Annotated in this window: 13 protein-coding genes; 3 read left to right on the top strand and 10 right to left on the bottom strand. The window is 61.6% G+C overall.

The genetic code is table 11. The features are described 5' to 3' along the window. Positions 1 to 18: 18 nt before the first annotated feature. The 5 genes from mglB to ACSBQS_RS03405 all read right to left on the bottom strand — a co-directional run bounded on the left by mglB (position 19) and on the right by ACSBQS_RS03405 (position 5761). Entirely contained in the window at positions 19 to 1011 is a 993-nt protein-coding gene (mglB, locus tag ACSBQS_RS03425) for a galactose/glucose ABC transporter substrate-binding protein MglB (RefSeq protein ID WP_033650594.1), read from the bottom strand. A gap of 265 nt (positions 1012 to 1276) precedes the next feature. Further along, on the bottom strand, positions 1277 to 2314 hold the full coding sequence (gene galS, locus ACSBQS_RS03420; protein ID WP_042784038.1) for an HTH-type transcriptional regulator GalS: 1038 nt from the start codon (positions 2312 to 2314) through the stop codon (positions 1277 to 1279). A 127-nt stretch (positions 2315 to 2441) separates the two neighbouring features. Next, entirely contained in the window at positions 2442 to 3614 is a 1173-nt protein-coding gene (yeiB, locus tag ACSBQS_RS03415) for a DUF418 domain-containing protein YeiB (RefSeq protein WP_042784037.1), read from the bottom strand. A 79-nt stretch (positions 3615 to 3693) separates the two neighbouring features. Further along, complete coding sequence (gene folE / locus ACSBQS_RS03410; protein WP_004938969.1) at positions 3694 to 4359, bottom strand: GTP cyclohydrolase I FolE; 666 nt, start codon at positions 4357 to 4359, stop codon at positions 3694 to 3696. Positions 4360 to 4603: 244 nt separating this feature from the next. Next, complete coding sequence (locus ACSBQS_RS03405; protein ID WP_042784036.1) at positions 4604 to 5761, bottom strand: YbfB/YjiJ family MFS transporter; 1158 nt, start codon at positions 5759 to 5761, stop codon at positions 4604 to 4606. Positions 5762 to 5866: 105 nt separating this feature from the next. On the opposite strand from ACSBQS_RS03405, the gene ptrR reads away from it, so the two are divergent. From ptrR to fghA, 3 genes are read left to right on the top strand one after another with little or no spacing between them, the layout of a single operon-like run. Continuing rightward, positions 5867 to 6787 carry a putrescine utilization regulator PtrR gene (gene ptrR, locus ACSBQS_RS03400; protein ID WP_016928453.1) on the top strand — a complete coding sequence of 307 codons (921 nt, stop codon included), beginning with the start codon at positions 5867 to 5869 and terminating at the stop codon, positions 6785 to 6787. 30 nt (positions 6788 to 6817) lie between these two features. Next, positions 6818 to 7942, top strand: a complete 1125-nt coding sequence (locus ACSBQS_RS03395; protein WP_016928454.1) for an S-(hydroxymethyl)glutathione dehydrogenase/class III alcohol dehydrogenase — start codon at positions 6818 to 6820, stop codon at positions 7940 to 7942. Positions 7943 to 7956: 14 nt separating this feature from the next. Further along, the gene (fghA, locus tag ACSBQS_RS03390; protein ID WP_187048756.1) at positions 7957 to 8799 is read left to right on the top strand and encodes an S-formylglutathione hydrolase; all 843 of its coding nucleotides are present in this window, start codon (positions 7957 to 7959) and stop codon (positions 8797 to 8799) included. A gap of 36 nt (positions 8800 to 8835) precedes the next feature. On the opposite strand, the gene ACSBQS_RS03385 is transcribed toward fghA, so the two are convergent. The 5 genes from ACSBQS_RS03385 to gsiB form a co-directional block, all read right to left on the bottom strand. Continuing rightward, on the bottom strand, positions 8836 to 9144 hold the full coding sequence (locus tag ACSBQS_RS03385) for a CcdB family protein (RefSeq protein WP_025302144.1): 309 nt from the start codon (positions 9142 to 9144) through the stop codon (positions 8836 to 8838). A 2-nt stretch (positions 9145 to 9146) separates the two neighbouring features. Further along, positions 9147 to 9389: a type II toxin-antitoxin system CcdA family antitoxin gene (locus ACSBQS_RS03380; protein ID WP_078061989.1), complete on the bottom strand. Its 243-nt coding sequence runs from the start codon at positions 9387 to 9389 to the stop codon at positions 9147 to 9149. An 81-nt stretch (positions 9390 to 9470) separates the two neighbouring features. Beyond that, positions 9471 to 10379, bottom strand: a complete 909-nt coding sequence (gsiD, locus tag ACSBQS_RS03375) for a glutathione ABC transporter permease GsiD (protein WP_171403307.1) — start codon at positions 10377 to 10379, stop codon at positions 9471 to 9473. A gap of 9 nt (positions 10380 to 10388) precedes the next feature. Beyond that, positions 10389 to 11309, bottom strand: coding sequence for a glutathione ABC transporter permease GsiC (gene gsiC / locus ACSBQS_RS03370; RefSeq protein ID WP_025302141.1), 921 nt, complete (start codon positions 11307 to 11309; stop codon positions 10389 to 10391). A 52-nt stretch (positions 11310 to 11361) separates the two neighbouring features. Then, on the bottom strand, positions 11362 to 12897 hold the full coding sequence (gsiB, locus tag ACSBQS_RS03365) for a glutathione ABC transporter substrate-binding protein GsiB (RefSeq protein ID WP_164107263.1): 1536 nt from the start codon (positions 12895 to 12897) through the stop codon (positions 11362 to 11364). Between the last annotated feature and the right edge of the window lie 14 nt (positions 12898 to 12911).

The raw sequence follows: 12911 nt of genomic DNA, 5'->3' as shown, positions 1-12911 counted from the left end.
TTAGCGGGATCTCAATTCTTATTTAATGAACTGAGACAGGTTGTCTTTATCTACGCCGACGTAAGGGATACGCACGACTTTATTTTCGATTTTATATTGGGTGCCTTCGGTGGCCGGTTTGCCCGCCGCCAGGTTTTTCGCCAGCTCGAAGGTGGCCTTCGCCTGATTGTCGGCGTCATTCAGCACCGTGCCCGCCATCGCGCCGGATTTCACCAGCGCCAGCGCTTCAGGCAGCGCATCCACGCCGAACACCGGAATACTGGTCTTGTTGTGCGCTTTCAGCGCTTCCACCGCGCCCATCGCCATGGCGTCGTTGTTGGCGATCACCACTTCGATCTTGTTGGCGTTCGGGCCGGAGAGCCAGGCGTCCATCTTGTCTTTCGCCTGCGCGGTATCCCACATCGCGGTATCCAACTGCAGCTGTTGGGTCTTGATGCCTTTCTCGTTCAGCGTTTTCACCACGTAGGTGGTGCGCGCTTCGGCATCCGGGTGGCCCGGCTCGCCCTTCAGCAGCACGAATTGGATCTGGCCGTCTTTGTTCAGATCCCAGGCCGGATTGGCTTTCCAGTGTTTGGCGATCAGTTCGCCCTGGATCACGCCGGACTCTTTGGAATCGGTGCCGACGTAATACGCCTTGTCATAGCTGTCCAGCGCTTTGCGGGAAGGTTCTTTGTTGTAGAACACCACCGGGATATCGTTTGCGCGCGCCTTATCGATAACCACCGGCGCCGCGGCCGGGTCGACCAGGTTGATCGCCAGCGCTTTCACGCCCTTGGCCAGCAGCACGTCGATCTGATCGTTCTGTTTGGACTGGTCGTTCTGCGAGTCATTCATCAACAGGGTAACGTCCGGTGAAGCCTTGGCGTCTTTCTCGATCGCTTTGCGCACCACCGACATGAAGTTGTCGTCGTATTTGTAAATCGTGACGCCAATACGGGTATCAGCATGGGCTGCGGCGCCAAACATCATGGCAGCGGCCATGGCGGCCAGGGTGAAAACCTTCTTATTCATTGTCAATCTCCGGTTCTGTGTAGGGTATTACTCGTCTTTGAGCCAATGGTCACCGGCAGTGCGCGCACCCCAGGCCAGGCGATTTCCACTCAACACCTGTCGTCCGTGGATCTTGTTATTTCCGAGAAATGCTGTGTCAGCGCGAGATAAACGGTTACAGCGGCAAGGGCCTTTGCGCCTGAAAACGCCTAGAGCATAGACGGCGTGATGTTAATATTCTGTGAATTTTCTCACAGATTGAAAACGGTTACACAAGATTAAATCGTCAGAGAGTGACCGTCGCCTCACTTTGCCAGGGGGCGACAGAATGGCGCCGCACCAGCGTCGGCATGAACAGATGGCTCGCCTGCGGCTCCGCCAGGCCTGCTGCGCCCTGTAATGCCAGCTCGGTCGCCAACGTGGCCATCGAAACGATCGGGTAACGCACCGTGGTGAGTTTGGGGCTGGTGTAGCGCGCGATGGGAATGTCGTCGAAGCCGATCAGCGAGAAATGCTGCGGCACCGTGATACCGTTTTCTTTCAGCACCGCCATGGCGCCGGCGGCCATGGCGTCGTTGTAGGCAAACACCGCGCTCAGCTGTAAGTTGCGCCCCAGCAGCTCGACCATCGCCGCCTCGCCGCCCTGCAGATCCGGCGAACCGTACGCGCGCCAGCTGTCGGGCGTCGCCAGCCCGGCGGCGGCCATCGCCTGCGCATAGCCTTGCTGACGCAGCGGCCCGTCTTCGATCGGGTGATTGGAGCCCAGATAACCGATGCGCCGATGGCCCTGCGAGAGCAGAAGACGCATCGCCATGTCAGCGCCACTGACGTTGTCCAGCCCAACGCAGCGCGGCTCATAGCCGGGGATAATCCGATTGATCAGCACCATGCCCGGCACCTGCTCCAGAAAGCCGATCAGTTCGGCGTCGCTCAAGGCTTTGGCGTGAACAATCAGGGCGTTACAGCGCTGACGGATCAGCACTTCGATCGCATGGCGCTCTTTGTCCGCCTGATGATAGCTGTTGCCGATCAGCAGATACTTGTGGTGTTTCTGCGCCACCGTGTCTACCGCTTTCACCAGCGCGCCGAAGAACGGATCGGACACGTCCATCACCACCACGCCCAGCGTATCGCTGCTTTGGGTCGCCAGCGCCTGTGCATTGGCGTTGGGGCGGTAGCCCAGTTCCGCCACCGCCTGCAGCACCTGTTCGCGCGTCTCTTTGCTGGTCAGCGCGCTGTGATTGAGCACGCGAGACACGGTCGCCACGGAGACGCCGGCGCGTTTCGCCACGTCGCGAATAGTGATCGGATGAACTGGAGGCATGCGGGATCCTGAAATCGGGGTAGTGGCCGGTGGCGCTATCCTACCCCGATTGACCCGCAGCTCTGCGTGAATTACGTCACAGGAAAGAAAACGTTTACATACATTTTTTTAACCTGCCGATGGGCGCTCACTTCAGCGCTTTGGATTCCGTTTCACCGGCGGCCATCTGCGTCAATTTGCGCCACAGCCATTCCATCGGCCCCTGTTCGAAGTAACGCAGCCACAGCGCGGAAAAGACCAGGTTGACCAACCAGACCAGAGGCACAAACGCCAACAGCTGAAGCCGGTCGAACTGCTCATAGAGGCCAAAGCGATAAAACAGCGTAGTGCAGATCAGCGTTTGCAACAGGTAGTTGCTCAGCGCCATGCGCCCCACCTGGCTCAGCCAGTGGGCGATGCGCAGGCGCGACAGCGCGGGCCAGAAACCGTAACACAGCGCCAGATAGCCCAGCGCCTGCAGCGGCGCGCCCAGCTCGCGCGGCACCTGCAGCAGGAAACCGCTCCAGCGATAGTCCCAGTGCACCTGCCATTGCAGCGCCACCGCCGGCAGTTGGATCAGCACGGACAGCGGCAACAGCCACGCCGCCTGCCGCAGGTAATAGCCGGAGGAATAGCTGCCGCGCAGCCAGCCGCTGCGCATTAGCCCGGCGCCGAACAGCATCAGCCCCGCCAGCTCCCAACCATACTGCGCGCCGATGGCCAGCAGGCTGGACGAGAGCAGATCGGCGCGGCTGCGCCAGGCTTCGAAACCGCCCTGCAGCTTCCAGAACTTCTCGTACTGCAACTCCGCCACGCCCGGCTGCCAGAAGCTGCCCGGTTCACCGTGCGAGACAAAACCGAGCAGCAGCAGCACCGCCACGCCGATCAGGTAGAGCACCACGCCGGTTTTCAGCAGTTGGAATGTGTCTTTGGCTTCGCGGATCATGCGCCAGCACACCAGGCCGATCAGCCCGTAGGCCAGCAGAATGTCGCCGTCCCACAGGAAGATGGCGTGCGCGAGGCCGAACAGCACCAGCCACGACAGCCGCGCGCGGATCCAGCTTTTGCCGCGTCGCAGCAGCATTTGCAGCCCGGCGCCGAACAGCAGTGCGAACATCGCCAGGAACTTGGCCTGGGCGAAGAGATCCAGCAGCGCCCAGGTCCAGGCGTCGCGCGATGACGGCATCCCCAGATAGGCCGGATTGAGGTAGGCGGCCTTCGGCAAGCCGAAGGCGCTGATGTTCAGCAATAAAATGCCGAGGATGGCGATGCCGCGCACGCAGTCCAGCGTGGCGATGCGCGGCAGAGGATGACTGTTCATTTTTTATCGCTGTCTTCCGCTCATGAAAAAGGCGCCCGCAGGCGCCTGTTGTCGTTTTGCGAGTCACCCCGCAACGCCATCACCCCTGGTGATGGCGCACCGCGCGCAGGAACTCCTGGCGGGTATTTTGGCTGGACTTGAACAGCCCCCCCAACGAGGTGGTGGTGGTGGCGCTGGTCGCGTCGCGAATGCCGCGCGCTTTGACACAATAATGGACCGCATCGATCGATACCGCCACGTTATTGGTGCCGAGCAGGGTCTGCAGCGCCACCAGGATCTGCTGGGTCAGGCGCTCTTGCACCTGCGGGCGCTGGGAGAAGAACTGCACAATGCGGTTGATCTTCGACAGACCGATCACCGAGTCTTTCGGGATATAGGCCACGGTGGCCTTGCCGTCGATGGTGACGAAGTGGTGTTCACAGGTGCTGGTCAGCGTGATATCGCGCACCGTCACCATCTCATCCACCTTCATTTTGTTCTCAATGACGGTGATTTTCGGGAAGTTGGCGTAGTCCAGACCGGAGAAGATCTCGTCGACATACATTTTGGCGATGCGATGCGGCGTTTCCGCCAGGCTGTCGTCAGACAGATCGAGATTCAGCAGCTGCATGATTTCGGTCATGTGCTCTTTGATGCGACGCTTGCGCGTTTCGCGATCCAGCACTTCCCCGCGCAGCGGTGTCTCCAGACCACGCTCTTCCAGTGCCGCATGCACCAGCGCGGCTTCTTTACTTAATGATGTCATGTATTTGTTCTCCTGCGGACGGAACCCGCCGGCGGCCTGATAGGGCGTGCGGCCGGCGAATTGCTTGCTCTCGTGACGGCAGAGTTTTCGTGGTGGATAACGTGAACCCGGTCAAGATTTTGCCCCCACTGTAGATGAGAGCGCGGCGATTATCCAGTGATAGTGCTTCATCCAGAGGTGAAATCTTCGCATTTAGCACAATCAGGCCGGCTGCGGGTCTCCACGCTTTTTGTATGGATTTTAATCACCGAGTCGCCGTTTTTTGCGCCAACCGCCGCGCCGGGGTATTCACCGCCAGCCCCCCGGCCACCAACAGCGCTATCACCGCCACATACAGCGCCGGTTCCAGCCGATGGGTCAAGCCGGTCGACAGCGCCGACAGCATCGGCCCGACCAGCTGGCCGATCGCATAACCGGTGGTCAGCAATCCGGCCATGTAACGCGCATGGCGCGGCGCCAGTTCACGGCCGTGCTGAAGGGCGAGCTGCACCACACAGAGGAAACCGCCGCCGGTCAGCAACGCCCCGAGCGCCAGGCCGGCCACGCCCGGCACCACTTCGGCGCTCAGTACGCCGAGCGCCTGTACCCACAGCGTGATCGCCAACCGGGTTTGGGTGGTCAGCCGATGGCGGGTCACAATGCCGATAACGATCCCCAGCACCGCCGCGCCGCCGAACACCGGCCAGACGAACTGTGCGAACAGGCTGTCGGGAAAACGCGCCGCCGCCATCTGCGACAAGAAGGTCGCCGGCAGGATATAGCCGAAGCCGGCCAGGCTGTAGCTCCACACCAGACGCTTGAGCGCCGGCGTCAGCAGCAGCGGCTCCGGGGCCACGTCCGGGCGATGCAGCTCGCCGCTGCGCGGCAGAAAGGCGCTAATCCCCCCGACCAGCACCAGCGCCAGCCCGCCATACACCAGCCAGGCCTGCGCCGCCGTCAGCCCCAGCGCGTTGATGCCCACCGCCAGCATGCCGCTGAGGAAGATGCCGGCGCCCGGCCCGGCGAACACCGCCGCGCTCAGCGCCGGCCGGCCGTAGTGCGCCAACCGCTCGTTGGTCCAGGCCGCCACCAGCACCATCGCCCAGCCGCTGGCCCAGCCGATGACGAAGCGCAGCGCGCCGTGGGTCCATTCATCCTGCGCCAACGCCGACAGCAGCGTCAGCGCCATCGCGCCCCATACGCCCAGCCACAGGCGCCGCTCGACGTGGCGCGTGGCGCGCATCGCGTCGTAGGCGCCGCACAAATAGCCCAAATAGTTGATCGCCGCCACCAGCCCGGCGCCGGTCAGGCTGAACTGGTGGTCAGCGATCATCAGCGGCACCTGAGGGGTGAAAGCGAAGCGGCCAATGCCCATCGCCACGATCAGCGCGGCAAACCCGCTCAAGGCAATACGTAAAGCCATACCGGTATCCAAAAGGTTAAAAGAAAGTTGCCAGTATCATGCCGCAGTATTAAACTCACAAAAACTGAATAATAGTCATCAAGTTCATCACGAAACGAGAATATTATGGATCTGACTCAGCTTCGCATGTTCTGCTGCGTAGCGGAAACCGGCTCGGTCGCCCGCGCCGCCGAGCAGCTGCACCGCGTGCCGTCGAATCTGACCACCCGGCTGCGCCAGCTCGAGCAGGAGCTGGGCGCCGATCTGTTTATCCGCGAAAAACAGCGCCTGCGCCTGTCGCCGATGGGCCATAACTTTCTGTGCTACGCCAATCGCATCCTGGCGCTGAGCGACGAGGCGATGAGCATCACCCATGCCGGCGAACCGGCGGGCAACTTCGCTCTCGGCTCGATGGAGAGCACCGCCGCCACCCGCCTGCCCTCGCTGCTGGCGGCTTACCACCAGCGTTTCTCGCAGGTGTCTCTGTCGCTGACTACCGGCACCTCCGGCGAAATCGCCGATCGGGTGCGCGCCGGCACGCTGGCGGCAGCGCTGGTCGACGGCCCGGTGCCCTATGACGAGCTGAACGGCTGCATCGCCTATCCTGAACATATGGTGGTGATCTCCTGTCTCGATCACGCGCCGATCCACAGCGCCAAAGACGCCAACGGCGAAACGCTGTTCGCCTTTCGCGCCAGCTGTTCCTACCGCCTGCGGCTGGAGGCCTGGTTCAAGCGCGAAGGCGCACGGCCGGGGCAGATCATGGAGATCCAGTCCTATCACGCCATGCTGGCCTGCGTCGCCAGCGGCGCCGGGCTGGCGATGATCCCGCATTCGGTGCTCAGCCTGCTGCCGGGCCATGAGCGGGTTCGGGTTCACACCCTGCCGCCGGACGTGGCCGACACCGCCACCTGGCTGCTGTGGCGCCGCGACGCGTTCGGGCCGAACGTGCGCGCGCTGAAAGAATTGATTATTGAACAGACGGAAACCGCCGCTGTTGATGAAAGCACCCCCAACGATTTATCAGACGTTGTCGATATCGCCTGATTTAAAAAGAAAACCACTGAGGAGACTATGATGGAGATGATCAAAACCCGCGCCGCCGTTGCCTGGGGCCCGAACCAGCCGCTGAAGATCGAAGAAGTCGAGCTGATGCCACCGCAAAAAGGCGAAGTGCTGGTGCGGATCGTCGCCACCGGCGTTTGTCACACCGACGCCTACACCCTGTCCGGCAAAGATCCGGAAGGCGTGTTCCCGGCGATCCTCGGCCACGAGGGCGGCGGCGTGGTGGAAGCGGTCGGTGAAGGCGTCACCAGCGTGGCGGTCGGCGACCACGTGATCCCGCTCTACACCCCGGAGTGCGGCGAGTGCAAATTCTGTAAATCCGGCAAGACCAACCTGTGCCAGGCGATCCGCGCCACTCAGGGCAAAGGCCTGATGCCGGACGGCACCACCCGCTTCTTCAAGGACGGCAAACCGATCTTCCACTACATGGGCACCTCCACCTTCTCCGAATACACCGTGGTGCCGGAAATTTCACTGGCGAAAATCAACAAGGAAGCGCCGCTGGAGGAAGTGTGCCTGCTGGGCTGTGGCGTCACTACCGGCATGGGCGCGGTGATGAACACCGCCAAAGTGCAACCGGGCGACACCGTGGCGATCTTCGGCCTGGGCGGCATCGGCCTGTCGGCGATCATCGGCGCGCAGATGGCCGGCGCGGGCCGCATCATCGGCATCGACATCAACACCAGCAAGTTCGATCTGGCGCGCAAGCTGGGCGCTACCGATCTGATCAACCCGAAAGACTATGACAAACCGATTCAGGAAGTGATCGTCGAGCTGACCGACGGCGGCGTCGACTTCTCCTTCGAGTGCATCGGCAACGTCAACGTGATGCGTTCCGCGCTGGAATGCTGCCACAAAGGTTGGGGGGAATCGGTGATCATCGGCGTCGCGGGCGCCGGCGAAGAGATCTCGACCCGGCCGTTCCAGCTGGTCACCGGCCGCGTCTGGCGCGGTTCGGCATTCGGCGGCGTCAAGGGCCGTTCACAGCTGCCGGGCATCGTCGAGCGCTATCTGGACGGCGAATTCGCACTGAACGACTTTATCACCCACACCATGGGGCTGGAGCAGATCAACGAAGCGTTCGATTTGATGCACGAAGGCAAATCGATCCGTTCCGTCATCCACTTCGACAAATAAGCCAGGAGGCAGAGATGACGTTGTCATTGGAACTTCTCGAAGAGCACCGCATGTTCGGCGGCTGGCAACAGCGTTATCGCCACGCGGCGCAGAGCCTGAATTGCAACATGACATTCAGCATCTACCTGCCGCCGCCGCGCGATGACAACCCGCCGCCGGTGCTGTACTGGCTGTCGGGGCTGACCTGCAACGACGAGAACTTCACGTTGAAAGCCGGCGCGCAGCGCATCGCCGCCGAGCTGGGCCTGGTGCTGGTGATGCCGGACACCAGCCCGCGCGGCGACGCGGTGCCGAACGACGAAGGCTACGACTTGGGCCAGGGCGCCGGGTTCTATCTGAACGCCACCCAGGCGCCGTGGGATCGTCACTTCCGCATGTACGACTACATCAGCGCCGAACTGCCGGCGCTGATCGAACAGCACTTCAGCGTCAGCGATCGTCAGTCGATCTTCGGCCACTCGATGGGCGGCCACGGCGCGTTGATGATGGCGTTTCGCAACCCGCAGCGCTTCCGCTCGGTATCGGCCTTCGCGCCGATCGTCAACCCGTGCCAGGTGCCGTGGGGCCGCAAAGCGTTCACCGCCTATCTGGGCAGCGACGAGAGCCAGTGGCTGCAGTACGACAGCTGCCATCTGCTGGCCAGCGGCGCGGAGAAAATGCCGGTTCTTATCGACCAGGGCGACGACGACCAGTTCCTGGCCGATCAGCTGCAACCGGCGCGGCTGGCCGAACTGGCGCGCCAGCGCGACTGGCCGCTGACGCTGCGCATTCAGCCGGGGTACGATCACAGCTACTTCACCATCGCCACCTTCGTGGAAGATCACCTGCGCTTCCACGCCGAGCACCTGTTCCGCTGATAAAAAAATCCGGGCGATTTAACCGCCCGGATTTCTTCAAAAGCCATCAATCAGAAAATCGATAGCGGCTTTAATTTGATTCCTGTGCTCATTGACATTACCAACGGCCTTCCCAATCTGCGAAATACGTACGGCAGCCATCTCATGCGTCATAACAAGAAACTTTTCGCCGTTGACCTCAATCTCCGGGCATAAACGTGCAGAAATTTTAACCCTGACGTTATCCAAAGCATAAAGAGGGATCATTAACCGGGTCGAGAGGACATCAATAAGATCGCTTTGAACGTCCAGTAAGTAGGGATAGGCTGATGCCGGATACGTATTATCATATACGGTAAATTGCATATTTAAAATGTCCGATATTCATCAGACAACAAACCATTTTCTTCAGTGATACGATTAAGTTCTTCTAACGCCGCGCGATTTTGCTCGCGCCACTGTTGAATCTCAATATCCCTGACGCGGACGCTCAATGCGTCCGTCAATACGGATGACACATTGACGCCCAGGGATTTTGCGCGCTGGAAAAGATCGCGATCGATGGTTACGTTGACTGTCTTTTTCGTCACATTGTTATTTGCCATATCCATTCCCCATCCCTGTAATATACACGGGTTAAATTTTCATCAATTATACTCGTAAAACAGGGGTATGCCAATTCAGCGATGCCCTCACCCCTTCAGTTTCGGATCGAGCGCGTCGCGCAATCCGTCGCCCAACAGGTTGAACGCCAGCACGGTGATGAATATCGCCAGGCTGGGGAAGATCGCCACGTGCGGCGCGATCACCATATCGGCGCGCGCTTCGTTGAGCATCGCCCCCCACTCCGGCGTCGGCGGCTGGGCGCCCAGCCCCAAAAACGACAGGCTGGCGGCGGTGATGATCGAGGTGCCGATGCGCAGGGTGAAATAGACCACGATCGAAGACAGGGTGCCCGGCAGGATGTGCCGCAGGATGATGGTCCAGTCCGAGGCGCCGATGCTGCGCGCCGACTCGATATAGGTCAGGTGCTTCAGCACCAGCGTATTGCCGCGCACCAGGCGGGCGAAGGCCGGAATGCTGAAGATCGCCACCGCGACGATCACGTTGGCCATGCCGCTGCCCATGATCGCCACCACGCCGATCGCCAGCAAAATGCCGGGAAACGCGAACAGCACGTCGCAGACGCGCATGGTGAGGCGATCCCACCAGCCTTCATAGTAACCGGCCAGCAGCCCCAGCAGGGTGCCGATCGCCCCACCCGCCAGCACCGAGAACACCCCGGCCGCCAGCGAAATGCGCGTGCCCATCAGGATGCGGCTAAAGATATCGCGCCCGAGGGAATCTACGCCCAGCCAGTGCACCAGCGAAGGCCCCTCATTCAGCCGGTCGTAATCGAAGTAATTTTCCGCATCGAACGGCGCCAGATAAGGCGCCAGCAGCGCCGCCGCAATCAGCAGCAGCACCAACAGGCCGGCGACCAGCGCCGCCCGCTGGCGGCGAAAACGCCGCCAAAACTCGCCCCACGGCGTGCGTACCGCGTTGGGATCGATAAGCGGCATCGCCTTCAATGCGGCGCTGCGCCGCCAATGCTTAATCATGCCGCATCCTCATTGGTAACGAATCGCCGGGTTGATCGCCGCGTACAGCATATCCACCAGCAGGTTGATCAGGATGAACTCCAGCGAGAACAGCAGCACCTCGGCCTGGATCACCGGGTAATCGCGCATTTCCACCGAGTCCACCAGCAAGCGCCCCAGCCCCGGCCAGTTGAACACCTTCTCCACCACGATCGAACCGCCGAGCAGGAAGCCGAACTGCAGCCCCATCATGGTCACTACCGGGATCATCGCGTTGCGCAGGCCGTGTTTCATCACCACCACGCTTTCCCGTACGCCCTTGGCGCGCGCGGTGCGCATGTAGTCCTCCTGCAACACCTCGACGAACGAAGCGCGGGTGAAACGCGCCATCACCGCCGCCACCGCCGCCCCCAAGGTGATAGAAGGCAGAATGTAGTGCCGCCAGCTGTCGGCGCCCACCGTCGGCAGCCACCCCAGCTCGACCGAGAACACCTGCATCAGCAGCATGCCGAGCGCAAAGGCCGGGAACGAGATCCCCGATACCGCCAGCGTCATGCCGAGGCGATCCGGCCAACGGTTACGCCACACCGCCGACACCACGCCGATCGCCAGACCGAACGCCACCGCCCACAGCATGCTGGCCACGGTCAGCCAGAAGGTCGGCATAAAGCGCGAGGCGATCTCTTCGCTCACCGGGCGCTTGGACACCATCGAGATGCCGAAGTCGCCCCGCAGCGCGTTGACGAAAAAGTGCGCGAACTGCTGCGGCAGCGGCTTATCCAGCCCCAAATCCTTGCGCACCAGCTGCACCACCGCCTCGTCGGCTTCCGGCCCCGCCGCCAGCCGCGCCGGATCGCCCGGCAGCAGGTGGACGAACAGGAACACCAGCACCGCCACGATCAGCAGCGTCGGGATCAGACCCAGCAGTCGTTTCAGAAAATAATTGAGCATCTCATTCCTTCCCCCGCCCGCCGCCGTCGGGCCGCAGGCGGGGATGGGCGCCTTATTTCAGATCGGCGTTATCAAAGTTGAACGAGGTATCCGGCATCACGTAGAAACCGCTCAGCTGTTTGCTGTTGGCCGACAACAGACGTTCGGTCGCCAGGAAGATCCAGGGCGCGTCGGCCCAGATGCGATCCTGCGCGTCCTGATACAATTTCTGCTTCTCGGCGCGATCGGTGGTCGCCAGCGCGTCGGTCAGATCCTTGTCCACCTGCGGGTTGCTGTAGAACGCGGTGTTGAACTGCTTCGGCGGCGCCGCCTGGGTGGAGAACAGCGGCGACAGCGCCCAGTCCGCTTCCCCGGTCGAGGCCGACCAGCCGGTGTAGAACAGCCGCACGCCGGTGTCTTTCACCCCGACGCTCTCCACCTGCGCCGCGCGCTGCCCGGCATCCATCGCCGTCACCGTCACTTTCACCCCCACCTGCGCCAGCTGCTGTTGGGTGAACTGCAGCACTTTCTGCGCGGTGCTGTGGTTGTGGGACGACCACAGCGTGGTGGTGAAGCCGTTCGGGTAGCCGGCCTCTTTCAACAGCTCGCGCGCCTTGGCCGGATCGTACGGCCACGGCTTGTAGCGGGCGGCGAAATCGATGGCCGGCGGCACCGGCCCTTCCGCCGGCACCGCATAACCGGCGAACGCCACCTTGATCAGCGCGTCCTTGTTAATCGCGTAGTTCAGCGCCTGGCGCACCTTCGGGTTGTCGAACGGCTTTTGAGTGACGTTCATGCTGATGTAACGCTGCAGGATCGACGGCGCAGCCACCACGTTCAGCTTGGCGTTGCCCTCCAGCACCTTGGCCTGCTCGTAAGGGATCGGGAAGGCGAAGGTCGCCTCGCCGGTCTGCAGCATCGCCGCGCGGGTGTTGTTATCCACCACCGGGCGCCAGGTGATGCTGTCGAGCTTCGGCAGCCCCGGCTGCCAGTAGCCGTCGAACTTCTTCACCTTGACGAAATCGGTCTGGTTCCAGGTCACGAACTGATAGGGCCCGGTGCCGACCGGATGGAAACCGATCTCCTTGCCGTATTGCTTCAGCGCCGCCGGGGAGATAATCGCCGCCGCCGGGTGCGCCAGATTGTTGACGAACGCCGAGAACGGCGCCTTCAGCACGATCTTCACCGTATTGGCGTCCACCGCCTCGGTTTTGTCGATCATCTTGAACAGGTTGTAACGCTTGAGGTGGCTGTCCGGGTTGCTGGCACGATCGAGGTTGATCTTCACCGCTTCGGCGTTGAACGCGGTGCCGTCGTGGAATTTGATGCCCTGGCGCAGTTTGACGGTATAGGTCAAGCCGTCTTTGCTGACCTCATAGCTGTCCGCCAGCACGTTCACCAGCTTCATGTCCTTGTCGAAGCCGAACAGCCCCTGATAGAAAGACTTGGCCACCGCCTGCGACAGCGTGTCGTTGGCGTCATAAGGATCGAGGGTGGTGAAGTTGGAGGCCACGGCGATCACCGCGTCCTTCGCCGCCCAGACCGGGCCGGTTCCCGCCGCCAGCAGTACGGCGGCCAACAGCGCATTGCGTTTGAATGTGTGCTTCATGTCGCTTGTCTCTC

It is taken from the genome of Serratia sp. H402Y (genome assembly GCF_051172415.1).
GTDB lineage: Bacteria > Pseudomonadota > Gammaproteobacteria > Enterobacterales > Enterobacteriaceae > Serratia > Serratia ureilytica.
The sequence above is the reverse complement of the archived record's forward strand: the minus strand, read 5'-3'. Positions and strand labels throughout refer to the sequence as shown.